This is a genomic window from Stutzerimonas stutzeri (assembly GCF_019090095.1).
GTDB lineage: Bacteria > Pseudomonadota > Gammaproteobacteria > Pseudomonadales > Pseudomonadaceae > Stutzerimonas > Stutzerimonas stutzeri_AN.
This window is the reverse complement of sequence record NZ_JAGQFP010000001.1, coordinates 607,603-632,016: the sequence shown is the minus strand read 5'-3', so window position 1 is coordinate 632,016 and position 24,414 is coordinate 607,603. Positions and strand designations below refer to the sequence as shown.

Genomic DNA, 24,414 nt, shown 5'->3' with positions numbered 1-24,414 from the left:
TCCCGCAGCGCTCCAGCACTCGTTCTCGGTTACCACCGTCTGCCACCTCGCCTGCCGCGCCCCTTGGGCGGGCCGGGTGCGGGCCGGGTGCGGGCCGGGTGCGGTGCCCGTGTGCCTACCTAAGCGTGACGGCGTACGACCTAAGCGCTACTCCGGACGGAACGGCCACGATCGCCTTAATGCGCAAGACGGCGATAGCGGCGAAAGTAGTAGCCAGTCGCCGCTATCGGAGCCTATGGGCCCCCGGTTGTGCTTTCGATAATCCGCTTCGACACGACTGCCCGTCGTCACATCAGCGGAGAGCGCCATGCACAACAAGAAGAATGCGAGTAAAACCCTTATCCCGTTGGCCCTGGCCAGCGCGATTGCCATGACCCTGAGCCAATCGGCGGTCGCCGAAATCAAGCTGTACGACAAGGACGACACCACCTTCTCCGTCGACGGCTACTTCAACACCTTCTACGTCAGCAGCAAGGTCGATCGTGCCGGCGAACAGTTCGATCGCGACCAGTCACGGGTGAAGATGGGTTTCCTGCCCAACTACATCGGCTTCAACTTTGGCAAGCAGCTCGATGACGTCAAAGTCGGCGGACGTTCGTCCTTCTGGGTCACCATCAACGACAGCGACAGCAACGGCACCGAGACCGGCATCGATGTTCGCCAGTTCTACGGCACCGCCTCCAACGATCAATGGGGTGAGGTGCTCTTCGGTAAGGACTTCGGTTTGTTCGGCCGGTCCAACATCTTCCTCGACGAGATGCTCACCGGTTATGGCCAGGTCAGCGACACCCTGGGCCTGGTCGACTTCGGCGGCGTTTCCTTCGGCAACATCGGCACCGGCTACCCGTACCCGTTCCCGACCTCCCAGGTCACCTATCGCTCGCCAGTGATGGGCGGCCTGCGTATCGCTGCCGGCATCATGGACCCGGTCGATACCACGGACGACCAGAGCTCGGCACTGGATGAGGCCTACCAGGACAGCCCGCGCTTCGAAACCGAGGTCACCTATCAGTTCGACCTGGGCGGCGCGCAGTTCTACACCTGGATCAACGGCATGCAGCAGAGCTCCAAGAACACTGACAGCACGGTCGATGACGTGGATTCAAAGGGGCTCGGTTACGGCGTGCAGGCCAAAATGGCAGGCTTCTCGCTGACCGCGTCGGGCTTCCAGGCCGAGGGGATCAACCCGTTCTACACCAACAACGCCGGTAAGGCTCACCTGCGCGACGTCGACAGCGACGGTTACCTGTTGCAGGGTTCCTACACCTTCGGCAAGAACCGCATCGCCCTGTCCACCGGCAAGACCAAGGACGACGGCAACGGTCTGGGCACTGCAGCCGATTATCAGACCCGTGGGATCGCCTACTTCCGGACCATCAACGACAACCTGAAGCTGGTGGCCGAGGTGAACGAGTTCGAGTTGCGCGGCCATGACACCGACGCCCTCGACGAAGACACACGCACCTTCGCCATCGGCGCCACGCTCAGCTTCTAAACACAGTCAGCGGTCGCCAGACGGGCACCCTTTCGGGGTGCCCGTTTTCGTTTCCGTTTGCCTGAGGTTCGATCGCCGCCGCGCCCCGCGGTGTTTCGTCGCTTTGCTACCTAGGCAGGTCGCCGCCGGTACTGAAGTAGCATTTTCGTACCCTATGCCCTGACCAAGAATGAGGTCATACGATAAGTCTGTATTGGGGTGCGTGCGTGATCGAGCAAGAAGTCAAAGAAGTGCGCACGGCCATGTCGGAGGCGCGTGATCCCGAAACGGTCGCCCAGGACCTGGCGCGCCAACTGATTCACCCGCACCTGGGGTTCGTCCTGTTCTTCTGTTCGGCCGAGTACGACCTGCCTGCGCTGGGAGCCGCGCTGCATCAGTACTTCGGGGGCGTGCGACTGGTCGGCTGTACCTCCGCCGGCGAAATCACCTCGCAAGGCTACGGTCGCAGCTGCGTGACCGCCGTCGGCTTCGATCACCGCAGCTTTTCGATTGCGTGCGAACTGATCGACGAGATGGACCGCTTCAGCCTCATCGACGCACAGCAACTGGTGGAGCGCCTGGGCAGCGACTGCCGTAGCAACTCCCTGGCGCCAATCAAGGATCACAGCTTCGCGCTGACCTTGCTCGATGGCCTGTCCAGCCGCGAGGAGATCGTCTTGTCCGCGTTGAGTGCCGCCTTCGGCAGCATTCCGCATTTCGGCGGTTCGGCCGGCGACGACAACCACCTGACCGATACCCACGTCTATTACGACGGCAAGTTCCACAGCGGGGCGGCGATCGTCGTGCTGGTCAACACCTGGCTCGATTTCGAAGTGTTCACCACCCATCACCTCCTGCCGCGCAGCGAGAAGTTGGTGGTCACACGCGCCGACAGCCACTCGCGCCGCGTCTATGAGCTCAACGCCGAACCGGCGGCCGAGGAATACGCGCGCTTGATCGGCGTCCAGGTCAGTGACCTGGATCACCGTCTGTTCGCGGCGCACCCCTTGGCGGTGCGTATCAACGAGCACTACTACGTGCGCTCGATCCAGAAGGTCAACGAGGACCTGAGTCTGACCTTCTATTGCGCGGTGGAGAACGGCATCGTGCTCACCGCCATGCGCCCTGGGCCACTGATGCCCAATCTGGAGACGCTGTTCGAGCGCCTCGAGCAGCGCCTCGGGCCACCGCTGCTGACCATCGGCTGCGACTGCTTCCTCAGGCGGCTCGAAATCGAGAGCAACGGTTCCACCGACGACACGTCGGCCTTTCTTCGACGTCAGCAGGTGATCGGCTTCAACACCTACGGAGAGCAGTTCAATGGCATGCACATCAACCAGACCTTCACCGGCGTCGCCATCGGCCGGCCTGGAGGACGGGGCGGCCGCTGAGTTACTCGCCAGGCAGACCGAACTCGAGCGCGAAAACTACAAGCTGCGTCGTATCAACGCCGCGCTGATCGAGCGTATCGAGTCCAGCGGCAGCGGCCGCGATGCCTCCTATGCGGCCTTTCAGCATTCGGTCGAGCTGGCCGAGCAGGTGCGCGAGCGCACCGATGCGCTGAACCAGGCGATGGCAGAGCTGAAGGCCAGCAACCGGCTGCTCAGCGATGCGCGGCTGCGCGCCGAAACCGCGCACCAGCATCTGGTGGACGCCATCGAGAGCATCTCCGATGCCTTCGTGCTGTTCGACAAGGACCAACGCATCGTTCTGTTCAACAAACGCTTCAAGTCACTGTGGAGCCGTACCCGGGCGCGCATCAACAGCGGAACCCGGCTGTCGGAGCTCAAGCGGCTGGCCGAAAGCAGCGGCATGATCGCCGAAGAGCACCGCGGCAAGGCCAACGAGCCCACGGTCTACCGTCTGCACAATGGCCGCTGGGTCCAGGTCAGCGAACGACCGACCCGCGAGGGCGGGCTGGTGATGCTCTACACCGACATCACCGAGGTGAAGATCAGCGAGACGATGCGCCGGGAACAAGCCTTGGCGCAGAAGTCGCGGCTGTTGCAGCGTGCCGTCGACAACCTCTCGCAAGGGGTGGCGATGGTTAGTGCCGATGGCGGCCTCGAACTATGGAACGGGCGCTTCCTCGAACTCTGCGGCCTGGCACCGATCGAGGCGCATCGACCCTTCGAGGAGGTCATGGCCGACAGCGAACTCAAGCTGCTGACGCCCAATACCTTCGATGCCGACGGCCAACCCTTGACCGAACTGGAGCAGCACCTGTTCGACGGCCGCACGCTGGAGATCCGCACGCATCCGCTGCCCACCGGCGGCTTCGTCAATACCTTCACCGACATCACCGAGCGTTATCGCCATGCCGAAGCGCTGCGTGAAAGCGAGCGCTGGATTCGCCTGATCACCGACCACGTGCCGGCACTGATTGCCTATGTCTCGGCGGACCTGACTTACGAATTCACCAACAAGGTCTACGAGGAGTGGTACCGCTGGCCCAGCGACGGCATGCTCGGTCAGTCCTTGCGGGACGTACACAACGGCCAGCACTGGCAACAACTGGAGCCCTACATCGACCGCGCGCTGTCCGGCGAAAGCGTCAGCTTCGAACTGGCCGAGCGCAACCATTGCGGGCAGCAGCGTTACATGCTGCGTTCCTACGTGCCGAACCGTCAGGCCAATGGCGAGGTGGCGGGCATATTCGTGCTGATCCAGGACATCACCGATCGCCGGCGCACCGCCGAGGCGTTGCACCAGGCTTATCAGAATCTGGAGCAGCGGGTGCGCGAGCGCACGGCAGAGCTGACCAGCCTGAACGAGCAGCTGCTGTGCGAAATCGACGAGCGTGCCCACGCCGAGGCGCGGCTGCGCGAGGCCAAACGCGAGGCCGAGCTGGCCAACCTGTCGAAAACCAAGTTCCTGGCGGCGGTCAGCCATGACCTCTTGCAGCCGCTCAACGCGGCCCGACTGTTCACCAGCGCCTTGCTCGAACAACCTGACGCCCCCAGCAGCGGGCTGATCCGCAATATCAGCAATTCGCTGGAAGACGTGGAAAACCTGCTCGGCACGCTGGTGGATATCTCCAAGCTGGACGCCGGCGTGATCAAGCCGGACATTGCACCCTTCGCCGTCAGTGAACTGCTGGAAAACCTCGCGGTGGAGTTCCGTCAGATCGCCGGCAGCGAGCAGCTGCAACTGGACTTCATTCCCTGTTCGGCGCTGGTGCGCAGCGATATCCAGCTGTTGGCCCGCATCCTGCGTAACCTGTTGACCAATGCCATCCGCTACACCCGCAGCGGCCGCGTGATGCTCGGCTGCCGTCGTCGCCGGCAGAGCCTGTCGATCGAAGTCTGGGACACCGGTGTCGGGATACCCGAAGACAAGCTCGAAGAAATCTTCCACGAATTCAAACGTGGTGACGGCGTGCGCCCGCAACAGGACCGGGGGCTCGGCCTGGGCCTTGCGATCGTCGAAAAGATCGCGCGGATTCTCGGCCATCGCATTCAGGTCAGCTCGGCGCCAGGGCGCGGTTCCAAGTTCGCCATCGAGGTGCCACTGGCCAAGCGGGCCCCCAAGGCCAGCCCGGAGGTGGCCAATACCGATCTGCTGTTGGAGCGGCTCAAGGGCGCCCGCGTCTGGGTACTGGATAACGACACGGCGATCTGCGCCGGGATGCGTACCTTGCTGGAAGGCTGGGGCTGCCAGGTCATCACCGCGCTGTCGGAGCAGGATCTGGCCGGGCAGGTCGACAACTTTCATGCCGATGCCGACTTGATCATTGCCGACTACCACCTGGATAACGGCTGCAACGGCGTCGACGTGGTGGAAACCGTCAATGCCCGTCGGGCCAGCCCACTACCAGCACTGATGATCACCGCCAACTACAGCAACGAGCTGAAGCAACAGGTGCGAGAGCTCGGCCACATGCTGATGCACAAACCTGTGCGGCCGATGAAGCTCAAGACCGCCATGTGCCACATGCTGGACCAGGGCCATGGCTGAACGGTGCGGGGTTCGATCTCGCGGGGTTAGGCGGAAGGTGAGGGGGCTGCGGGGCTGTGCTACGGGCTGGCGGCTGACGCTCAGCGACGGGTGACGTCAGCCAAGCGGGTGGCTCGAAGCGCTGCACGCTTGTAGCGGTCGCGCGTCGTCGAATCTTATTTACGTGGCCCTAGAGCCTTTGAGCACGTGCGTGCTGGGGCCGGCCTGGCAATCGACCGGTTGTATGCCTCAACGACGCAAGTAGGAGGTGAAGTCGATATCGCCGGCCGAGAGGATCGCCTGCACGCGGTTGTGCACGTTGAGCTTGCGCAGGATGGCGGAGACGTGCGCCTTGACGGTGGTTTCGGCGATGTCGAGGTTGTAGGCGATCTGCTTGTTCGATTCGCCCTTGGTCATGCGCTCGAGTACCAGCAGTTGTTTGCGTGTCAGGGCCTGGAGCAGTTCGGGCGGGATGCTCTGTTCGTTTTGCTGGGCGCGGCGGGTGCCGGCTTTCTGGCTGCGGATGATGTCCGAGGGCAGGTAGACGTTACCGTTGAGGATCTGCTCGATGGCCTCGGTCATCTGCGCGCGCGGCGACGATTTGGTGATGAACCCGCAAGCGCCGTAGGTGATGGCCTGCAGCACGATCTGCTTGTCCTGCTCGGCCGAAACGATGACCACCGGAATGGTCGGTGCCTCGTTACGCAGGTTGATCAGGCCGTTGAGGCCATGCATCCCGGGCATGTTGAGGTCGAGCAACACCAGGTCGAGATCGTCGTTCTCCAGGGTAATGGCCAGCGCGCTATCGAGGTCGGCGGTCTCGATGATCTCGCTGCCGGGAAAACCGTCTCGAATGACGTTCTGAATGGCTTCGCGAAACAGCGGATGGTCATCAGCAATCAGTATCTTGTACAAGGCCGGTCACCTCATTTGTTGTGATTATGCGTAGGTGTGTTCGGTAACGCGTTCATGCCACGCGGCGTCGCTTGCGCACGCGTGCTCATCATTCCTGCCTGGCGCCAGCCGGCTCCCCCTCGGCTATCCGGCGTCATCTGCTGGCATCGCGGCGGGCGCCCGCATATCCGTTCTCCCAGTACTTCGGTCGGACACATTACAGGGCAAAACCCGCTGCATTGGAAATCCTACGATCGACATCCAAACCAGTACGAAGGTAGTAAAGCCTATTCACGCAACCCGTCGTAGCGCGGCGTGCTGCGGGTTGAAACTGAGCACCGCCAGCAAGCTGAACAGCAGCGTCAGGCCCAGGCAGACACCCAGCGACAGCGGGTCGAGGCGTTCATACAAGGCATAGCGAACCAGTTCCACCGCATGGGTGAACGGGTTGACCGAGCAGATCCAGAACAACCATTCGTTGGCTTCGCGCATCTTCCACAGCGGGTAGAGAGCCGAGGACAGGAAGAACATCGGGAAGATGACGAAATTCATCACCCCGGCGAAGTTTTCCAGCTGGCGGATGCCGTTCGACAGCAGCAGACCCAGGGCACTGAGCAGCAGCGCGACCAGCAGCAGTGCCGGCAGGGCCGTCAGTAATCCCGCCACGGGCGGCTGCACGCCATAGAACCAGGCGATCAACAGGAAGGCATAGACCTGCAGCAGCGAGATCAGCGAGGTCGCCAGCAGTTTGCTCGCCAGCAGGAAGCTGCGCGGCAGCGGGCTGGTCAGCAGTACCCGCATGCTGCCCATTTCGCGGTCGTAGACCATCGACAGCGAACCCTGCATGCCGTTGAACAGCAGGATCATGCAGGCCAGGCCCGGGACGATGTAGGTCTCGTAGGTGATGTAGGTTTCGTAGGGGTCGATGATGGCGATCCCCAGCGCCGCACGAAAGCCAGCGGCGAAGACCACCAACCACAGCAGCGGACGCACCAGGGCACTGAAGAAGCGCGAGCGCTGCTGAACGAAGCGCAACCACTCGCGGCCGATGATGGCCCGCAGGCATTCGCAATAAGCGGTCATGAAAGCTCCTGATCGAGGGGGCGGATGTTCAGGGGCATGATGGCTCCAGAAAACCGTTGCCGGTGCCGTGGGAGCGGTCTCGACCGCGAAGGTGCCTGTGCATGCGCTTCGCGGTCAAGACCGCTCCCACGAGGGGAAGAGTGCGGTTCTGGGTGCAAGCGCTCACGTCGCCACTGGCTGGCTGGCGAACCCTGCATGTCATTGGATAGGGCTTCAGATAAAAGTCGCGGGTGCCGTGGGAGCGGTCTCGACCGCGAACGTGTTTGTGCATGCGCTTCACGGTCAAGACCGCTCCCACGAGGGGATAGGTGCGGTTCTGAGCGCAAGCGCTCACGTCGCCATTGGCTGGCTGGCGAGCCCTGCATGTCATTGGATAGGGCTCCAGATAATAGTCTCGTGTGCTGTGGGAGCGGTCTCGACCGCGAACGTGTTTGTGCATGCGCTTCGCGGTCAAGACCGCTCCCACGACGGGATGAGTGCGGTTCTGGGTGCAAGCGCTCATGTTGCCTCCGGCTGCCTGGTGAGCCGCGCGAAGGCCTGCTGCAGGCCGCCGTCAGCTGCCGACAGCCCGGCGGCGCTGCCCTGTGCTACGAGCTGGCCGCGGTTGAGGATGATCAGGTCGTCGTCAGTGCTGACCTCGTCGAGCAGATGGGTCGTCCAGAGCACGCTCATGCCTTCATCGCACAGCGCTCGGACGTGATCGTTCAGGGCCTGACGGCTCGCCGGGTCGAGACCGGCGCTGGCTTCGTCCAGCAGCAGAAGACGCGGCCGATGCAGCAAGGCGCGGGCGATCTCGACACGGCGGCGATGCCCGCCATTGAGTTCGCGCACCTTGCTCTTGCGCCGTTCGCCGAGCTGCTGGCGGTCCAGTTCCAGCTCGATGCGCTCGTGGGCCAACGTACGCGGCATGCCATGCAGGGCGGCGTGGTAGCGCAGGCTCTGCTCGACGCTCAGGTCCAGGTCCAGCGTGCTTTGCTGAAACACCACACCCAGCCGCCGCAGTGCTTCGCGCGGCTGCTCGCGCAGGCTATGGCCGTCCACCCTGATCTCGCCGCGCTGCAGGTCGTACAGCCGGGTGAGCAGGGCGATCAGCGTCGATTTGCCGGCTCCGTTGGGCCCGAGCAGTGCGGTGAAGCGGCCGCTGGCGGCGCTGAAACTGACGTCCTGCAGGGCCTGTCGTTTCCCATAGGCGAAACTGACGCCGGCCACCTCCAGCGCGGTCATGGTGCGACCACCACGCCCCAGGGATAACGCCCGACCTTGATCGACTTGGTGACCTTGAGCGACGGCACATCGATGACCGACACGTCTCCGCTGACGCCATTGGTGGTCAGCAGCCGGCTCTCGTCGGGGTTGAACGCCATATGCCAGACGCGATGCCCCACCAGCAGATAATCCAGAACCTCGTACGTCTTGGCATCGACCACCGCCACGCGGTTGGCCGGGCCGAGGGCAACGAAGGCGTACTTGCCGTCCGAGCTCAGGCGAATGCCCACCGGCTGGATCTTGTCGCGGTGAACGCCCTTGATTTCGAAATCGAGGGTCTTGAGCACCTTGCGCTGGTCGACGTCGATCACGGTGACCGTCCCGCCGATCTCCGACGATGCCCAGATCGTCTTGCTGTCATGACTGAATTCGACATGGCGCGGGCGTTGATCGACCAGGGTGTTGTCCACCAGCGTGTTGGTGGCCGTATCGATCCAGTGCAGCATGTTGGTGGTTTCGCTGGTGTTGATCGCCCACTTGCCATCAGGCGACACCGCCATGCCTTCGGGCTCCACCCCGACTTCGATCTGGGCCAGCACCTGCTCGCTGTCGACGTCGACTACGGTGACCAATGCATCGTCTTCGTTGGAGATGTACAGCCACTTGTTGTTGGGGTGCAGCGCGAACTGTTCCGGATCCGCGCCGGAGGGCAGCTGCTTGATGATCCGGCGCGTCGCCAGGTCCATCACCTGAACGGTGTCCGAGTCGCTGGCACAGATGTAGAGCAGCTTGTTGTCGTGGGAAAGCGTCAGCCCACGCGGACGCTGACCGACCTCCAGCGTCTCGACGGTCTCCAGAGTGTCCAGGTCGATCACGCTGATGGTGTCGTCTTTCTCGTTGGATACGTAGGCGGTGGCGGCCTGCGCGGATGCGCCGGTCCAGGCGAGCCCGCAGGCAATGGCAGAGGCAAGGAGCGTTCGATTCATCTGAGGGTTCTCTTTCTTGTTGTCTGTGCGCTTAGCGGGGCGCGGCGGCGTCCAGCCGCAGCAGGTATTCGTCGGCTTCGGTCTGGCCACCGCTCGAGGCGCTTTGCAGCCAGCGCCGCGCGGCGTCCCGGTCCACGGCCACACCGCGCCCTTCGGCCAGCGCGACACCCCAGTGATAACGGGCGAGGCTGACATAGGCGGCGGTATCCGGCTGCTCGGCCCCGCGCTTGATGAGGGCGGCTGCCTTTTCCAGACTCAGCGGCACGCCAATGCCGGATTCATACATCTGCGCCAGCCAGATCATCGAATAGACGTCGTTCCAGCGCTCGACACAGTCCTCGAAGATCTTCAGCGCCGAGGCATGATCGCCGGTTTTCTGCGCCGCGTAGCCGTAGAGGCATTTGATTCGCTTGTCGCTATCGACGTAGGACTCGTAGCTCAGGTCGCTGGTCTCACCGAAGGCCGTGGGCGTGACCAGGAGCAGCGCCAGACGAAGCGAATGCGCCGTCATGGAAACTCCTTGTCGCTCAACCGGCATTGGCTTTCGGGCCGGTCGAAGCCCAGCGTGTCGAGCTCGCTGGTGGGATGCAAAAACCCTTCCTGAGGGGAGTTGGACACCAGGCCGCGTGGGTGGACCAACGGAATGGGTTGGCGTAGCTGGCCATTCCAGGCGCGGAAGGTGAGCTTGCGGCCCTTGAACCCGTCCACCGGTAGCGTTTCGCTCAAGGACATCTGCCGTATGCCTGCCGGGTCGGCGCTGCCCAGGCGGGTGACGGCGGTGGCAATGCTGCGTACGCCGATCCAGGCGGCGAAGTCGCGGTCGTTCATCCAGCGATTGGCACGTGCCTCGAAGCGTTTCTGCAGCTGAGCGGCACCATAGGTTTCGACCGTCTTGTGCCAGCCGGTCGCGATCAACCCCTGCGTGCCCACCACCGGGCGCGGTAGCCAGGTCTGATAGGGCACGTACTCGCCAAAGTCGCCTCGCTCGTCGGCCACCACGACCACGTCGTAATCCTCGGCCTGGGTGAATAGCGGCATTTCGGCCTGGGCAGTGCGGCGCTGATCATTGTCGAAGGTCCAGGGTTTCTCGAGGACGATCGTGTGGCCGAAGCGCTTGGCCGCGCGGCGCATGGCGGCAGCAAACGCCTGGTCCTCGGGCGTCGGCCCGGTGATCAGCAGCCAGCGCTTCCAGCGCCGCACGGCAAGAAACTGGCCCAGGGCGTCGGCCAGCATGCTGCGGCTCGGCAAGGTGTGCAGCACGTTGGCCAGGCAGGTCGTGGTGCGCAGTTCGTCACTGGCGCTGCCGGCATTGATCAACAGGCTGTCCGGAAGCGCCTCGGCGAGCTGTCGCAGGCTGGCGTCCGGTGCGTTGACGATGAACAGCCGCAGCCCTTCGTCACGCAGTTTGCGTGCCTCGGCGAGCAGCTGGTCGGGGGAATCGCTATTGCGTGTGTTCAGCTGGTAGTTGTGACCGAGGAAGCGCCCCGTGGTGTTGCTGTCGATGATCGCCAGTTCCGCGCCGCGTAGCCCGGCATCGTCGGGTTCGGGAATCACATTGGAGAGCAGTGGACCGGGATCGGGGCGGTAGCCGAGATAGCCGATGCGCACGTCCAGGGCCTGGCCGGCAATCGCTGCGGTGTTCGCCAGCGCGGCGCAGCAACACAGTGCCAGCAGGCGACCGGTGCGTAGCAAAGGATGGGGCATGGGCGACTCCTATGGCGTTGCGACCAGCATAGGAACCCCGGCAGGGCGGGGGAATATGCAGAAAGTACCAGTCGTTGTGTACCAAGGTAGTAGCCAGCCTGTTGGCGAGGCGCCCTAGGATGATGCCCACCAACAACAAGAAGAGCTGCTATCCATGACGCCTTGCCGAGCCCTTATCCTCAATCTCCTGTTGATCGGTAGCCTGATCGGTTTCGATCAGGTCCACGCAGCCGGCGACCTCACGCTGCGGCCCCAGGCATTGCCCGATCTACGCTTCGGCTCCGAAGAGAGCGACTACGCCGTCTCGCAAAAGGAGTACGCGCTGGAAACCGGCGTGGCCTATCGCTTGAAGGTGATCGCCGATGGACAGAAGGCCTGTGCCTTCCAGGCGCCGGAGTTCGCCCGTTCGATCTTCTTGCGCAAGGTCGAGGCCGGCGGTGTCGAGATCAAGGCCATGACCCTAGTGGAGCTGGAGTTCGAAGACGCCGGCGAGGCCGAGCTGTTCTTCGTGCCGGTCAAACCCGGCCGTTTTGCCTATTACTGCCAGGGGCTGCAGAACAAAGGTATGGAAGGGCACTTCCTGGTCAAGTGACGCACCGGCCAGCGGTCCAATCACTGCGGGTGGTGCGCATGTCGGCACTTTGGCGGATCAGTCTGTGGGTCTCGTTGTTTTTCACCCTGGTGGCCTGTGTCTGCACGGCGGTGCTGCTGCGCCAGGCCCGTCACGATGTCGAGCGGGAGCTCAATGCCGCCGGCGCCGTGGTTGGCTATCTCGTGGAGGTCGCGCAGCGCGATCCGGCCGCCTTGCAGTCCGGACTGACCCGTCACCTGCGCCACGTCAAGGTGCATGGGCTGGATGATGACGCCGCTCAAGCGCCGCCGCCGGCGTTGCCGCGCGACTGGCTGGAGAAGGCCCTGTATCCGGATCCGCTTCCCGCGCCGCTGACCGTCCGCTTGTCCGGCGGCCAGGGATTTCAATTGAGCGTCGATCCGCACGACGAGATCGAGGAGGTCCGCGATTCCCTGCGTCAGCTGCTGGTGCTTTTCGGCCTTGCGCTGCTGCTCTGCCTGCTGGCGATTCGCTGGGCCGTGCGCCCGGCATCGAAGCTGCTGCGCGAACTGCTTGCAGCCTTCGGGCGGGTTTCGCAAGGCCAGCTCGATACGCGTCTGCCGACGCGCTCGATGCGCGAGGCGCAGCAACTGGCTGGACACTTCAACCACATGGTCAGCTCGTTGGAAGATGCACGCCGGGACAACGACGATCTGACGCGCTCGCTCCTGGCCTTGCAGGAGCGTGAACGCACCCAGCTCGCCCAGGCGCTGCATGATGATCTGGGCCAATACCTGGCTGGAATCCGCGCTCAGGCCTGCCTGCTTCAGGCGATCAAGGACCAGCCCAGCCTGGTCAGCACGACCGCGCACCGCCTCGACGAGCACTGCGAGCAGTTGCAGGACGGGTTCCGCCGCCTGACCCGCGAGCTCTATCCGGTGATGCTCGACCATCTCGAGCTGCCCGAGGCCATGCATCTGCTGGCCGAGCAGTGGCAAAGCGCGCAGGGCATCGAGCTGCGCCTGCGGCTCGATCGTCGCCTGCCGAGCCTGTCACTGCCGGTCAAGGAGCACTTGTATCGACTGGTACAGGAGTCGCTGACCAACGTGGCCAAGCACGCACAGGCCAGCTTCGTCTGTGTGCGGCTGCGCCTGAGCGGACGGCGGTTACGGCTGCTGATCCGGGACAATGGCGTCGGTCATCGGTCGGCTCGGCGGCCAGGCATCGGCCTGCGTTCGATGCAGGAGCGGGCGCGCGCGCTGGAAGGCTCGCTGGTGGCCGCCCACTGCAGGAGCGGCGGCTGGATCGTCTACCTCGATATTCCTTACCCGGAGGCAACAGCGAATGAACATACTGCTCGTCGATGATCACGCCGTGGTCAGGCAAGGCTACGCCGCCCTGCTGCGTGTGTTGCTTCCCGCGGCGCAGGTGACCGAGGCCTGCGACGGCGAGCAGGCGCTGGCGAGGGCGCAGGAGGCACCTCCCAGCCTGGTGATCATGGATGTTGGCCTGCCGGGCATCAGCGGGGTGGAAACCACGCGGCGATTGCTCCAGCGACTGCCGCAACTGCGCGTGTTGTTCTTCAGCATGCACGATGAGCTGCCACTGGTGCGACAGGCGCTGGACGCCGGAGCTGCGGGCTACATCACCAAAAGCTCGTCGCCCGAGGTACTGGTGGACGCGGTGCGGCGCATCCTGGCGGGCCATGCCTATATCGAACAGCCCCTGGCGATTCAGCTGGCGCGCAATCCGGTCGCCGCCAACGCGTCGGACCCGCGCCTGCAGGGGATGACCCAACGCGAGTTCGAAATTTTCGTGATGCTGGCCAAGGGGACACCGACCCGGTTGATCGCCGAGCGACTGTGCATCAGCAGCAAGACTGTCTCCAACTACCTGACCCTGCTCAAGAGCAAGCTGCAGGTCAGTTCGCACGCCGAGCTGGTTCACCTGGCCATCGACACCGGCGTTCTGCGGGTCGGTGAACGGGCGGCCGGCTGAGGGCAGTGGCAGGTTTCTCTGCATGGCTGTCCGTGCGCAACCGTGCAATATTGTCCGACCCTATCTGCGGGTAGCGCCCGCGCTCGAGGAGCCGTTGCAATGATAAAAGTCAGCGTGATGTACCCCAACACACCGGGTGCCCGATTCGATCATGACTACTACCGTGACAAGCATCTACCGCTGCTCAAGGCCCGCATGGGCGATGCGTGCCTGTACTACACGATCGACAAGGCCATCGCCGGCTTCACGCCCGACGAGCCTGCCCCCTACATTGCGATGTGCCACATCTTCAGTGAGTCGCTCGAAGCCTTTCAGGCCGGTATTGGGCCGCATGCCGAAGAGATCGTCGCGGACATTGCCAACTACACCGACCTGACGCCGATTCGGCAGATCAGTGAGGTAGTGGTAGGGCACTGACGCCAGCATCCGGGGTGTCGGATGCCGCTTTGACCTGATTTCGCCCGCTGTTCTTGGCCAGGTAGAGCTGCCGATCGGCCTGTTGCATGAGGCCGTCCAGGTCGCTGGCTTGCGATGGATAGCAGGCGACGCCAATGGACATGGTCAGGCGTAACGCGCCGGCACGCGTCTCCAGGGGCTGGGCCGCAAATTGCGCGCACAGCCGCGTCAGCTTCGCCAGGGCATCGTCCGGCTGGGTGCGCGGCAAGACGAGCAAGAATTCCTCACCACCGACGCGGAAAACCGCATCGGTGTTGCGCAAACCGCTCAGCAGAAAAGCCGCCACGCCTTTCAACGCGTCGTCACCGGCTGAATGACCGTAGGTGTCGTTCAGCCTTTTGAAGTGATCGAGGTCGGCCATGGCCAGCACGATGGGTGTTCCGTCACGCTGCGCGCGAGCCATCTCGCGGGCAAAGAATTCCTGCAGGTAACGACGGTTGTAGAGCCCCGTCAGCGGATCGCGAAGTGCCTGGTTCTGCAAGCTTTCATGAAGACTGGAAATGGTCTCCAGCTGCTGTTTGCTCAACGCCAGCGCTTCGGCCAGTTGCTGCTGGCTGTGCTGGAACTGGGTGATGTCGCGCAGGTAGAGCATCTGTCCCAGTGTCACCGACCCCTCCCGCGTCGTGCGGCAAATCGCGCGAACGCGGACCTCGAAGTGCTGCTGCTGTGCATCGACGCTCAGTACCTGCGGTGCGTCTCCGAGCTCCGCCCGTTGCACGAGGTTGTCCAGCAAGTCGCCTATGTAGGGCCATTGCGCCAGTGGTCGGCCCTGCCAGTCGCGCTTCAGGTGCGCCAGGCGCAGTGCGGCGGGGTTGGCCTCGATCACGCGGCGTTGCGGGTCGATCACCAGCACCGGGTCGATCAGCGCATCGAGCAGCAGATGGCGCGCTATCGGCAACAGGTCGAACAGACGCAGCCCGCTGATTGCCCAGCTGAATCCTGCAAGCGTCAGCGCAAAGCTGAACGGCGTGGGATCGAAGCCGAACAGCGTCCAGCCAAGCGCGACGTAACTGATATTGGCTGCCCACGGGAGGGTGGTGAGCACCAGAAACACCAGGTAGTGCCGCCGGTGCAAGCCACGGCTGAGCGCCGCTGCGCGCAAGGTGATAGCGATGCAGAACAGCATGAACGGGTAGCCGTAGGCCGCCGCCAGGTAGAACAGCGGCCCATGCTGGTAGGCAATCGGTGCGTTGGGCGCGGATGAAATCGGTGCGCTGGCAGCACCATAGAACAGCCAGTGCCAGGGATTGCTCAATGCCAGCAACCAGAACAGCACCGGCATCGCCAGCAGGGCGGCGATGGCGAGCGGCCTGAGGGGGCGATGGATGCTGTTGGCGTATTGCCAGAGAAACACCGACCAGAATGTCGGCACGCCGAGGATCGCCGGCCAGGCCATGCCAGCCCAGAACATCTTGCAGCTCTGCTGGTGAACACTCATTTCCAGCGCCGCAACGCCAAGCCACCAGAGGATGGCGAGATGCATCAAGGTAAAGGCGGAACTGCCGGCAAATTGCCGCTGATGGCGGACCCAGCGCGCCAATACCGCGACGCCGAGGCCAACCAGCAGAGCCATCAGCGCGGGGGCTGAAAAACTCCAATCCGAATTCAAACAGGCCAACATCGGGCCGTCCTCGATACGTGCGCAGGTGAGCGATTTTCTGAGCGGCGAAGATACCTGAAAGCAGCGTGTCCGGGGGCAGGATTGTAGTGGCGTTGTGCCTTTTCGACCGGCGGTGTCAGCAAAGCCCGGGCGCCGGGGCTGAACTTACGACGGCCGTCGTTCTTCCTATTGTCTGAACCCTTAGCGATGGAGCGACACGGCGTCGATATGGTCTTTCTCATCTCGGGCATTGTGCTTTTTCTGGTTACGGCGACAGATATCACCAAAACCACGCTGTCGTCGCGCGGCGGCGGGACCATCACCAATGTTGTCTCCAGGCTGGTGTGGCAGGGCTTTTTCATCGCGGCGGGGCGGCGAGGGGAATCGAAACTGCTCGAATATGCCGGCCAGTGCGTGCTGTTGCTAGTACTGCTGACCTGGATCGCCTGCTTGTGGCTCAGCCTATTTCTGATGCTCGCCTCGGATCCCGGCTCGGTGGTCAACGGCACCACCAAGCAAGCCGCCAATGCGTGGGAGACGCTGTACTACGCCGGTTTTACCCTGTCGACATTAGGCGTGGGCGACTACGCCGCCTCGGGCGACGGCTGGCGGGTGCTGACCAGTGCCGCCGCGTTCTGCGGGTTGACCTTCATCACGGCTGCAATTACCTACATCGTTCCGGTGCTGTCGGCCGTCAGCCTGCAGAACCAGCTCAGCCTGCTCGTCACCAGCATGGGGCGCACGCCACAGGAGATCGTGGTCAACAGCTGGAACGGCGCCGATTTCTCTCGCTTCTATGACAACGCCAGCGACATCCGCCAGATGTTGGTGGAGCACACCCTGAATCATCACGCCTATCCGGTGATCCGCTGCTTTCACAATCGGCACGCCAGCAAGAGCGTCATTCCGGCGGTCGTCATGCTCGACGAAGTGCTGCGATTGCTCGACCAGGTCTCCCACGAAATTCCCCAGGACGGACTCAAGCGCAAGATGCTCGGGTCGGTTGTCGACAGGCATCTGGAGATGCAACGCACCCACTATCTGGGTGGATTCCCGTCCGAAGTGAAGGGGCCTGAGCTCGACGTCTCAACACTGGAGGGTGCGCAAATCCCGCTCGATACTGACATGGGCCTGCCGGGAAATGCCGAGCAGCAAAGGCAACGCCGAGCGCTGCTGACCGCGCTGCTCAAGGCGGATGGCTGGCGTTGGGAACACATCTACGGAGGCGCCGCTGAGCGTTCGAGCTGACGGACCTGCGCCTGGTAAGGCCAGCGTAGATCCGAAGGCTTAGGTGAGTTGCGTTCAGTTCTTCAGTTGGCTGGCGAACTGGCCCACCGCGCTGACCACGCGCTGGGCGCCGTCTTGAATTTCGACGATGACCGAGCCGGCCTGGTTGGCGAGCTCCAGCCCGCTTTCGGCCTGGCTTCGGCTGGCCGACATGCTATGTACGGCGGCCTGGGCGAGTTCCTGGTTCTTGCCGACAACACCGACGATCTCGCCCGCTGCTTTGCTGGTCCGCGCCGCGAGCTGACGGACCTCGTCGGCCACCACGGCGAACCCGCGGCCCTGGTCGCCGGCCCGTGCGGCTTCGATTGCTGCGTTCAGTGCGAGCAGGTTGGTCTGATCGGCGATATCGCTGATGGTTTTAAGAATGGCGCTGATGAGCTGCGATTGTTTGTCCAGCGCTTCGATCCCGTCGGATGCTTCCTGCATCTGTGCGGCGATCTTGCGCATGACGCCGACCGTCTCCTGTACCACAGCGGCGCCTCGCTGGGCGCTCAGATCGGTGTGCTGCGAGGTGTCGTAGGCAATGGTGGCGGCCTCGGCGACCGCCAGTTCCCGATTGACCTGATCGGTGATCACTGTTGCGAACTTGATCACCTTGTACAACTTTCCGTACGCGTCGTGTACAGGATTATAGGACGCTTCGAGCCAGACGACCTGGCCGTGCGCGTCGATACGCTTGAAGCGTTCGGCGACATACTCGCCTCGGTTCAAGCATGCCCAGAAGTCGCGGTAGGCTGAGGAATCGCTTTCTTCGCGGGTACAAAACAAGCTGTGGTGCTTGCCCCTGATCTGTTCCAGGCGGTAGCCCATGGCGTTTAGAAACTGATCGTTGGCGGTGATGACGTGCCCGTCCAGATCGAATTCGATCACGGCGGTCGACCGTTTGAGCGCACTGATGATGCTGTCATGCTCTCGTGAGGTCGCGATGGTGCGGGTCAGGTTGTTGGCGCACAGGATGAAGTGATGCAGCGTGCCGTCAGCCGCTTTGACCGGCTGCCAGATCGACCTCAGCCAGGCCTCCTTTCCGTTGGCATGCAGCATGCGGAAGGCACCGCTGAAATGTTCGGCGCGCTGCATGGCGCGCTTAAGGCTGGCGTAGTTGGGCTCTTTGCGGAACTCATCGGAAAAGAAGCTATCGAGCGAGCGGCCGACGATATCGCCGAGCCGGAATCCCATCTCGTTCAGAAATACCGGGTTGGCGAACTGAACGTGCCCGTTGGGATCAACCTCCAGCACCATCATCTCCCGGTACAACGAGTCCTTGATCTGTCGGGTGGTTGCGGCTTCTTCGCGCAACGCCGCTAGCTCCAACTTCAACTGCTTGTTGAACATGTTTGAGGTCCGATGAGTGAAAGTACGAATGTTGTACAAGTTCATCGGCGTGTACAAGTTTTACTTGAGCGACTTTCAAAGATATTTTTTCCGGACCGGGCGCCGCCACTGCTGGCGCGGCAAGAGGTTCATACCAACGCTCAAGTGCTGCGCATTCAACAGCCAGCCGTGCGGCGTGGGTGCTTGGTGAATCAAGGTTTCACCTGTACGTCCCTTGGGCCAGGTGTCACCACGCCCGCCAAGGTGGAGCGACTATTACCGGCGCCGGTCTTGACGACGCTAAAGCTGCCATCCGTCTCGAGCACCACCGCCTCGACGTCGTCCAGCGCCGAGATGCCACTGGAGCGCACGGCAGAGCGGACTTCTTCGGCGGTCACCCGCGCCTTGCGCATGGCCGCGCTCAACATTTGGCCTTTGTAGTACAGCAAGGCCGGTTCACCGGTCACCAGTTTGCGCACCCAGCCGACCCGCACGCTGGTCCAGGTCACCAGGAACTGCAGACCGATCAGCAGGGCGAGCGCCAGCGTCCCTTGGGCCAGCGACACGCTCTTGTTCAACAGGATGGTGGCGAATGTCGAGCCCAGCGCCACGGTGACGATGAGGTCGAATGCATTCATCTTCGAAAGGGTGCGTCTGCCCGATATACGCAGCAACACGATGAGATTGATATAAGCCAGCACACCGATAACCAGCGTGCGAAACAGGGTCGACCAGCCGCTAAAAAACATGCCGTCCACGGGTATCTCCGTTGGGGATCGTCTGTGGTAGACGGCGATCGTGCGCGCAAGGTTGCACAGCGCTGCCCGGCTGATGAGCGCCCACGTCCGTCGAGCCGTCAGGATTGCTGTCGATGCGCCGGCCTGATGTGGTCGGCCAGCAGCCGCTCGGGATCGTCGCCGAGTGCCAGGAACACCATCAGGGCGGCGTAGGCATCGTTGGCGGCGTAGCGCTGCTGAGCCTCCGTCAGGCACGGATTGGCCCAGTTGGATGTCGACACGCTCCGTGACTTGCGGATGGCGGCGCCCAAGACCGCCGCCACCGCACCACGCAGCCCGACCTGGCCCTTCTTGCCTTCGTACCGCAGTGCAGATCCAAGGTCGATGCTATGCCGCAGCTCGATCCCAAGCCGGGTGCGTAGACGACCGCGGTCGGATCCCAGGCCGAAACCCACCTTGAGCACCTGTTCAGCTTCCAGCACCTGTTTCGCCGCCTCCGTGCAGCCTGGGGTGCCGATCTGAAACAGATAGGCTCTTTGGGGCGTTGCGAGTTGGATAAGGTGAGGGCCGCTGGAGAGTTCCCCTACACGGAATGTGGGCTTGGATTCAGTATCGAAGCCTATTTGCGCGTGGCCCAGCATGTCGTCGACCGCCTGACAGATTTCGGCCGGCGTGCGAGGCAGGACGATCTGATCCAGGGCCAGACCCGCGAAGGGCGGAAGGCTGTCGAGCTGCGCAATCTGAGGGATGCGAATGATGGTGTGCCTCCGCTGGCAAGCGCGCCGTGATGGCGAATTCGGTTCCATCAGTAAAGCGCATCGAAGCACCGGCAGCACAGCGCAGGCCTAGCGCGCCCAGTCGCTTGGGCAATCCCGGCAGCCGTCCATGTAGGTGCCCTGGAAGTTTGCATAGTGCCGCCGTGCGCCGGTCAGGGTCGCGTTCGCGAGGCTGGCTTCGTTGAGCTTGGCCTCCTGCAGGTTCGCATCGGTCAGGTCGGCCTGACTGAGGTCGGCCTTGCTCAGCCAGGTCATTTCCAGACTGGCAGCGGTCAGGTTGGCGCGCTGTAGCTTCGCCCCGCTCAAGCGGGCGAACTCGAGATTGGCAGCGGTCAGGTTCGCACCGTCGAACCGCGCGGCCTGGGCGAACAGCCCCCAGCCCTGTACCGCGATCAACTGGGCGGTGCGCAGATCCGCCAGGCGCAGATTCGTCTGTTGCAGGCTGGCCCGGGTGAGGGTAGCGCCGGACAGATTGGCCTTCTCCAGATTCGCCAGGTCGAGGTTGGCGTGGCGCAGGTTGGCGCCGCTGAGGTCGGCCTGCGTCAGATCCATCTTGCGCATGTCCTGGTTGCTCAGGTCCGCACCACGCAGATCGGCGTGAGGGCATTTGCTCTCCGGTTGGATGACGCAACCGTTGATGGTCAGGGGTTGATCGTCGTCAGCATGCAGTGGCGCGCTTACGAGCAAAGCGATGGGCAGCAGACAGCGGAACAGGTTCATGGTGGCTCCGAAAGATCAAGAAAAGACCGGCCATCTAGGTGATGGCCGGGCCGATGGCGGGGCGCTGAGAGCGCCAACTCCGGTTGCGCTCCCGCCGTCGCAACAGTGAGGCGCCGATCAGCGCTTGGCGGTCTGGTTTTCCCAGTTGGGGATACGGAACACCCAGAACGAGCCACCCTGGGCGACCGGTTTGGTCAGCGCGGCCATGTCTCCGCCCCACAGGGGGACCGCGCCGCCATAGCCGACCGTCACGCCAATGAATTGCTCGCCGTCCTGCTCCCAAGTGATCGGAGGGGCGATGATTCCGCTGCCGGTCTGGAACTTCCACAGCTCTTCGCCTGTTTTCGCGTTGAATGCCTTCAGGTAGCCGTCGCCCGTTCCGGTGAACACCAGGTTGCCCTTGGTCGCCAGTACGCCGGCCCAGAGCGGTAGCGCTTCCTTGTGCTCCCAGACCACCTTGCCGCTGCGCGGGTCCATGGCACGCAGGATGCCGACGTGATCGTCGTACATGCGTTTGATGCGGAACCCCTGTCCGAGGTAGGCATTGCCCTTCTTGTAGTGGACCTCTTCGGTCCAGTAGTCCTCCTTCCAGTGGTTGGCGGGAACGTAGAACAAGCCGGTCTCCTGGCTGTAGGCCATCGGATTCCAGTTCTTGCCACCGAGAAACGGTGGCGAGACCTCCACTGGCTTGCCATGCGCTTCGCCGGGCTCGGGCTTCGGTGGGCGCTGGCCTGCATTTTCCACGGGTCGGCCTGTCTTCAGGTCGATATGGCTGGCCCAGGTGATGTTATCGACGAAGGGGAAGGCGTTCTGCAGCTTGCCGTCCTGGCGATCGACGACGTAGAAGAACCCGTTGCGGTCCGCGTGGGCGGTCGCCTTGATCGTTTTGCCGTCCTTGCCCTTGTAGTCGAACAGGACCAGCTCGTTGTTGCCGGAGAAGTCCCAGGCGTCGTTGGGGGTGTGCTGGTAGAACCACTTCACTTCGCCGGTGCTGGCATCGACGCCGACCTGTCCGGAGGTGTAGAGGCTGTCGTAGTCCTTCGGCTGGCCGCCGTCGGCGGTGCGTGCCCAGCCGTTCCAGGGCGCCGGGTTGCCCGCGCCGACGATGATGGTGTTGGTCTCGGCATCGAAGCTCGCGCTCTGCCAAGGCGCGCCGCCGCCCTGACTCCAGGCTTCCTTCTTGCCGGTGGGGGAGTTGGGGTCGTCGGGCCAGGAGGGTGCCTTGACGTCTCCAGTCGGCGTGCTGTCCTTGCCGTTGAGGCGGCCCACATGACCTTCTACGAAAGGCCGCATCCAGACTTCCTCGCCGGTGTCCGGGTCGCGGGCGAATAGCTTGCCGACGACGCCGAATTCGTCGCCGGAGCTGCCGTGGATCAGCAGCACCTTGCCGCTCTTCTGGTCCTTGATCAGAGTCGGCGCGCCGGTCATGGTGTAACCCGCCCCGTGATCACCGAACTTCTTCTTCCAGACGACCTTGCCGGTGTCCTTGTTCAGCGCGACCACCTGAGCGTCGAGGGTGCCGAAGTAGATCTTGTCGCCATAGATCGCGGCGCCGCGGTTGACCACATCGCAACACGGGCGAATGTCGGCCGGCAGGCGGTGCGCGTAGCTCCACAGACGCTTGCCGGTGCGTGCGTCGAGCGCGAAGACACGCGAATAGGAGCCGGTCACGTAGATGACGCCGTCATGCACGATGGCCTGGGATTCCTGACCCCGCTGTTTCTCGTCGCCGAAGGAAAAGGACCAGGCGGGCGTCAGCTTGAAGACGTTCTCGTCGTTCACCTGGGCCAGTGGGCTCCAGCGCTGGGCGTTGGTTCCCATGCCGTACTGCAGCACATCGGCGGTCGAAAGATGATCGTTGGCGATGTCTTCCCAGGTGACATTCTTGGCAGTGGCCATGCCGCTGGAGACGAGGCCGGCAACGAGCACGGCAATGGCTAGCGGGCGGCGGTGGCCCAGAGGTGATCGAGTTGTCATGGTTGGTTTCCCTTGGTCGATTCAAACGAGGCCAGGCGTTGCGCTCGCGAAGCGGTTGGTTGCGTGCGGCAAGCGACGGCCCAGGCGATTCGAATAGTGGAAGCCGGGCGTGGCGGACGATACGGAAAAGCTCCCGCTGATCCAGGGAAAACTTCCCAATCGGCCTGTGTTTTCGAATTGCTACGCCGGTGCTGCGCATGGGCGCCATGAGGCCCTACTACCAAGGGAGTAGAGCCGGACAACCAAAGCACCATTCTGCGGCGAGGCCGCACGCTCCAAGATGACCACCATGCGCTCCGACTGGGGTTGCCTTGCTCAGGTATTCGAAATCAACGGTGGTAGTCATGAATAATAAAATCGCACTGCGCGCTCTCTTCGCTGCTGGTCTGCTCGGCGTTGCCGGCCTGGCGCTGGCCCACGGCGACGTCACGCCACAAAAGGTCGACACCAAGGGCCTGACTCCACTGGGAGAAGAATGGGTCGACGAGAACCCCTATCGCGCCCCCAGCGAAGACCATGACAAAGCGGTCGAGATCGGTGCTTCTGCCTACAACCAGAACTGCGCCCGTTGCCACGGCCTGGAGGCGATTTCCGGTGGCATCGCGCCCGATCTGCGTGATCTGGAAGTCAGCTACGACGGCGACGAATGGTTCAAGGAACGTGTGATCAATGGCGCGGTGCGCGACGGTGCCGTGTACATGCCGCGCATGGCTGACTATCTCAGCCAGGAAGCGCTCTGGGCGATCCGCACCTACATCGAAAGCGAAGCTGCCAAGCGGTGATCGCCATGCGCCAGTTGCTAGCGGTTCTGTGCCTATCGATGTGGTGCGCGCTGGCTCAGGCGGGCGTGATCAAGGTGCGGGCATACGACGACATCATCGCCTCGGGCGTGCTCAAGGTGGCGATGTACGAGAACTTCCCGCCCTACAGCTTCATGGAAGATGGCAAGCCGCGTGGGGTCGACGCCGACCTCGCCAACACGCTGGCCGAGGCGCTCGGATTGAAGGTCGAGGTGCTCTGGGTCACGCCCGGCGAAACGCTGGATGACGACCTGCGCAACTTTATCTGGAAGGGCCACTACCTGCGGCCGAATGTGCTGGCCGACGTGATGATGCGCGTGCCCTACGACCGTGAGTACGCACTCAAACGCAACGACGTGGGCGAGCTGGTCAACGAGCAGGTGGTGATGTTCGCGCCGTACCAGCGTGAACGCTGGCAGTCCGCCTATGACGATCGCCGTCTGGATGAACTGTCCAGCGTCGGTGTGTTGCGTTTCCACCCGGTCGGCGTCGAGGTGGAGAGCGTGCCGTCTTTCTACCTGTCCTCGGTGTTCAACGGCAGTATCGCCAAGATGCTGCACCACTATCCCACTGCGCAGGCGGCCTTCACCGCCATGCAGACGGGCGAGGTGGACGCCACCATGGCCATGCGCGGCGAGATCGACTGGATGCTGCACAAGGCCAACGATGAGCACCTCAAGCTGGCCGAAAACGCCTACCCGAACATGGGCCGCCAGGCCTGGGACCTCGGCATGGCGGTCCATGAGTCCAACCGGCAACTGGCCTACGCACTCGAAGCCAAGGTCGAGGAGGTCATCGAGGATGGCAGCCTGAAGAAGCTGTTCGGCGGTTACGGCCTGCAGTACGAATTGCCGGATCTGTATCAGGCCGAGCAAGCGGCCAACTAGCGGGTTGCCGCTACACATGGGGCCTCGCAAGA

Annotated in this window: 22 protein-coding genes; 10 read left to right on the top strand and 12 right to left on the bottom strand. The window is 63.1% G+C overall.

Annotated elements, in window-relative coordinates; all coding sequences use genetic code 11:
• Window positions 1-307 precede the first annotated feature (307 nt).
• The 3 genes from KVO92_RS02675 to nahK all read left to right on the top strand — a co-directional run bounded on the left by KVO92_RS02675 (window position 308) and on the right by nahK (window position 5,431).
• Window positions 308-1,495 (top strand): porin, encoded by a 1,188-nt coding sequence (locus tag KVO92_RS02675; protein WP_217474138.1) that lies wholly within the window; start codon window positions 308-310, stop codon window positions 1,493-1,495.
• Window positions 1,496-1,737: 242 nt separating this feature from the next.
• Window positions 1,738-2,865, top strand: coding sequence for a nitric oxide-sensing protein NosP (gene nosP / locus KVO92_RS02670; RefSeq protein ID WP_217475408.1), 1,128 nt, complete (start codon window positions 1,738-1,740; stop codon window positions 2,863-2,865).
• The gene (nahK, locus tag KVO92_RS02665; RefSeq protein WP_217474137.1) at window positions 2,795-5,431 is read left to right on the top strand and encodes a hybrid sensor histidine kinase/response regulator NahK/ErcS'; all 2,637 of its coding nucleotides are present in this window, start codon (window positions 2,795-2,797) and stop codon (window positions 5,429-5,431) included. The genes nosP and nahK overlap by 71 nt, the downstream gene beginning before the upstream one ends.
• 228 nt (window positions 5,432-5,659) lie before the next feature.
• Here nahK and KVO92_RS02660 read toward each other — a convergent pair whose 3' ends face one another.
• From KVO92_RS02660 to KVO92_RS02635, 6 genes are all read right to left on the bottom strand, one after another.
• Window positions 5,660-6,325: a response regulator gene (locus KVO92_RS02660; protein WP_217474136.1), complete on the bottom strand. Its 666-nt coding sequence runs from the start codon at window positions 6,323-6,325 to the stop codon at window positions 5,660-5,662.
• A gap of 270 nt (window positions 6,326-6,595) precedes the next feature.
• Entirely contained in the window at window positions 6,596-7,387 is a 792-nt protein-coding gene (locus tag KVO92_RS02655) for an ABC transporter permease (RefSeq protein ID WP_217474135.1), read from the bottom strand.
• Between the two features lie 498 nt (window positions 7,388-7,885).
• Window positions 7,886-8,611: an ABC transporter ATP-binding protein gene (locus KVO92_RS02650; protein WP_217474134.1), complete on the bottom strand. Its 726-nt coding sequence runs from the start codon at window positions 8,609-8,611 to the stop codon at window positions 7,886-7,888.
• A complete protein-coding gene (locus KVO92_RS02645; RefSeq protein ID WP_217474133.1) occupies window positions 8,608-9,579 on the bottom strand; it encodes a YVTN family beta-propeller repeat protein in 972 nt (323 codons plus the stop codon). Before KVO92_RS02645 ends, KVO92_RS02650 begins: the two co-directional genes overlap by 4 nt.
• A 31-nt stretch (window positions 9,580-9,610) precedes the next feature.
• Complete coding sequence (locus tag KVO92_RS02640) at window positions 9,611-10,090, bottom strand: tetratricopeptide repeat protein (protein WP_217474132.1); 480 nt, start codon at window positions 10,088-10,090, stop codon at window positions 9,611-9,613.
• The gene (locus tag KVO92_RS02635; protein ID WP_217474131.1) at window positions 10,087-11,283 is read right to left on the bottom strand and encodes an ABC transporter substrate-binding protein; all 1,197 of its coding nucleotides are present in this window, start codon (window positions 11,281-11,283) and stop codon (window positions 10,087-10,089) included. The genes KVO92_RS02640 and KVO92_RS02635 overlap by 4 nt, the downstream gene beginning before the upstream one ends.
• Window positions 11,284-11,437: 154 nt before the next feature.
• On the opposite strand from KVO92_RS02635, the gene KVO92_RS02630 reads away from it, so the two are divergent.
• The 4 genes from KVO92_RS02630 to KVO92_RS02615 all read left to right on the top strand — a co-directional run bounded on the left by KVO92_RS02630 (window position 11,438) and on the right by KVO92_RS02615 (window position 14,248).
• Window positions 11,438-11,875, top strand: coding sequence for a copper-binding protein (locus tag KVO92_RS02630; protein WP_217474130.1), 438 nt, complete (start codon window positions 11,438-11,440; stop codon window positions 11,873-11,875).
• A gap of 38 nt (window positions 11,876-11,913) precedes the next feature.
• The gene (locus KVO92_RS02625; protein WP_217474129.1) at window positions 11,914-13,200 is read left to right on the top strand and encodes a histidine kinase; all 1,287 of its coding nucleotides are present in this window, start codon (window positions 11,914-11,916) and stop codon (window positions 13,198-13,200) included.
• Window positions 13,178-13,831: a response regulator gene (locus KVO92_RS02620; RefSeq protein ID WP_217474128.1), complete on the top strand. Its 654-nt coding sequence runs from the start codon at window positions 13,178-13,180 to the stop codon at window positions 13,829-13,831. Before KVO92_RS02625 ends, KVO92_RS02620 begins: the two co-directional genes overlap by 23 nt.
• Before the next feature lie 99 nt (window positions 13,832-13,930).
• Entirely contained in the window at window positions 13,931-14,248 is a 318-nt protein-coding gene (locus tag KVO92_RS02615) for an EthD family reductase (protein ID WP_217474127.1), read from the top strand.
• On the opposite strand, the gene KVO92_RS02610 is transcribed toward KVO92_RS02615, so the two are convergent.
• Entirely contained in the window at window positions 14,223-15,860 is a 1,638-nt protein-coding gene (locus KVO92_RS02610; RefSeq protein ID WP_336512597.1) for a diguanylate cyclase, read from the bottom strand. The two genes, KVO92_RS02615 and KVO92_RS02610, sit on opposite strands and share 26 nt — an antisense overlap.
• A gap of 255 nt (window positions 15,861-16,115) precedes the next feature.
• Here KVO92_RS02610 and KVO92_RS02605 point away from each other — a divergent pair, with 255 nt between their 5' ends.
• Window positions 16,116-17,135 (top strand): potassium channel family protein, encoded by a 1,020-nt coding sequence (locus tag KVO92_RS02605; RefSeq protein WP_217474125.1) that lies wholly within the window; start codon window positions 16,116-16,118, stop codon window positions 17,133-17,135.
• Between the two features lie 54 nt (window positions 17,136-17,189).
• Here the strand turns inward: KVO92_RS02605 and KVO92_RS02600 are convergent, their stop codons facing one another.
• The 5 genes from KVO92_RS02600 to exaA form a co-directional block, all read right to left on the bottom strand.
• A complete protein-coding gene (locus KVO92_RS02600) occupies window positions 17,190-18,506 on the bottom strand; it encodes a methyl-accepting chemotaxis protein (RefSeq protein WP_217474124.1) in 1,317 nt (438 codons plus the stop codon).
• Window positions 18,507-18,697: 191 nt separating this feature from the next.
• Window positions 18,698-19,243, bottom strand: coding sequence for a DUF421 domain-containing protein (locus KVO92_RS02595; protein WP_217474123.1), 546 nt, complete (start codon window positions 19,241-19,243; stop codon window positions 18,698-18,700).
• A gap of 98 nt (window positions 19,244-19,341) precedes the next feature.
• A complete protein-coding gene (locus KVO92_RS02590; RefSeq protein ID WP_217474122.1) occupies window positions 19,342-20,028 on the bottom strand; it encodes a 3'-5' exonuclease in 687 nt (228 codons plus the stop codon).
• A 39-nt stretch (window positions 20,029-20,067) separates the two neighbouring features.
• Window positions 20,068-20,718: a pentapeptide repeat-containing protein gene (locus KVO92_RS02585; protein WP_217474121.1), complete on the bottom strand. Its 651-nt coding sequence runs from the start codon at window positions 20,716-20,718 to the stop codon at window positions 20,068-20,070.
• A gap of 117 nt (window positions 20,719-20,835) precedes the next feature.
• A complete protein-coding gene (gene exaA / locus KVO92_RS02580; protein WP_217474120.1) occupies window positions 20,836-22,695 on the bottom strand; it encodes a quinoprotein ethanol dehydrogenase in 1,860 nt (619 codons plus the stop codon).
• A 344-nt stretch (window positions 22,696-23,039) separates the two neighbouring features.
• Between exaA and pedF the strand changes: the two genes are divergently transcribed.
• Window positions 23,040-23,477: a cytochrome c-550 PedF gene (pedF, locus tag KVO92_RS02575; protein ID WP_217474119.1), complete on the top strand. Its 438-nt coding sequence runs from the start codon at window positions 23,040-23,042 to the stop codon at window positions 23,475-23,477.
• A gap of 5 nt (window positions 23,478-23,482) precedes the next feature.
• Complete coding sequence (locus KVO92_RS02570) at window positions 23,483-24,382, top strand: substrate-binding periplasmic protein (protein WP_217474118.1); 900 nt, start codon at window positions 23,483-23,485, stop codon at window positions 24,380-24,382.
• Window positions 24,383-24,414 lie beyond the last annotated feature (32 nt).

Excerpts from the sequence above, each read along its gene's own strand:
- KVO92_RS02675 (WP_217474138.1), top strand. The coding sequence starts at position 308 with ATGCACAACAAGAAGAATGCGAGTAAAACCCTTATCCCGTTGGCCCTG.
- nosP (WP_217475408.1), top strand. The coding sequence starts at position 1,738 with ATGTCGGAGGCGCGTGATCCCGAAACGGTCGCCCAGGACCTGGCGCGC.
- nahK (WP_217474137.1), top strand. The coding sequence starts at position 2,795 with ATGGCATGCACATCAACCAGACCTTCACCGGCGTCGCCATCGGCCGGC.
- KVO92_RS02655 (WP_217474135.1), bottom strand. The coding sequence starts at position 7,387 with ATGACCGCTTATTGCGAATGCCTGCGGGCCATCATCGGCCGCGAGTGG.
- KVO92_RS02650 (WP_217474134.1), bottom strand. The coding sequence starts at position 8,611 with ATGACCGCGCTGGAGGTGGCCGGCGTCAGTTTCGCCTATGGGAAACGA.
- KVO92_RS02645 (WP_217474133.1), bottom strand. The coding sequence starts at position 9,579 with ATGAATCGAACGCTCCTTGCCTCTGCCATTGCCTGCGGGCTCGCCTGG.
- KVO92_RS02640 (WP_217474132.1), bottom strand. The coding sequence starts at position 10,090 with ATGACGGCGCATTCGCTTCGTCTGGCGCTGCTCCTGGTCACGCCCACG.
- KVO92_RS02635 (WP_217474131.1), bottom strand. The coding sequence starts at position 11,283 with ATGCCCCATCCTTTGCTACGCACCGGTCGCCTGCTGGCACTGTGTTGC.
- KVO92_RS02630 (WP_217474130.1), top strand. The coding sequence starts at position 11,438 with ATGACGCCTTGCCGAGCCCTTATCCTCAATCTCCTGTTGATCGGTAGC.
- KVO92_RS02625 (WP_217474129.1), top strand. The coding sequence starts at position 11,914 with ATGTCGGCACTTTGGCGGATCAGTCTGTGGGTCTCGTTGTTTTTCACC.
- KVO92_RS02620 (WP_217474128.1), top strand. The coding sequence starts at position 13,178 with ATGAACATACTGCTCGTCGATGATCACGCCGTGGTCAGGCAAGGCTAC.
- KVO92_RS02615 (WP_217474127.1), top strand. The coding sequence starts at position 13,931 with ATGATAAAAGTCAGCGTGATGTACCCCAACACACCGGGTGCCCGATTC.
- KVO92_RS02610 (WP_336512597.1), bottom strand. The coding sequence starts at position 15,860 with ATGGCTCTGCTGGTTGGCCTCGGCGTCGCGGTATTGGCGCGCTGGGTC.
- KVO92_RS02605 (WP_217474125.1), top strand. The coding sequence starts at position 16,116 with ATGGTCTTTCTCATCTCGGGCATTGTGCTTTTTCTGGTTACGGCGACA.
- KVO92_RS02600 (WP_217474124.1), bottom strand. The coding sequence starts at position 18,506 with ATGTTCAACAAGCAGTTGAAGTTGGAGCTAGCGGCGTTGCGCGAAGAA.
- KVO92_RS02590 (WP_217474122.1), bottom strand. The coding sequence starts at position 20,028 with ATGGAACCGAATTCGCCATCACGGCGCGCTTGCCAGCGGAGGCACACC.
- KVO92_RS02585 (WP_217474121.1), bottom strand. The coding sequence starts at position 20,718 with ATGAACCTGTTCCGCTGTCTGCTGCCCATCGCTTTGCTCGTAAGCGCG.
- exaA (WP_217474120.1), bottom strand. The coding sequence starts at position 22,695 with ATGACAACTCGATCACCTCTGGGCCACCGCCGCCCGCTAGCCATTGCC.
- pedF (WP_217474119.1), top strand. The coding sequence starts at position 23,040 with ATGAATAATAAAATCGCACTGCGCGCTCTCTTCGCTGCTGGTCTGCTC.
- KVO92_RS02570 (WP_217474118.1), top strand. The coding sequence starts at position 23,483 with ATGCGCCAGTTGCTAGCGGTTCTGTGCCTATCGATGTGGTGCGCGCTG.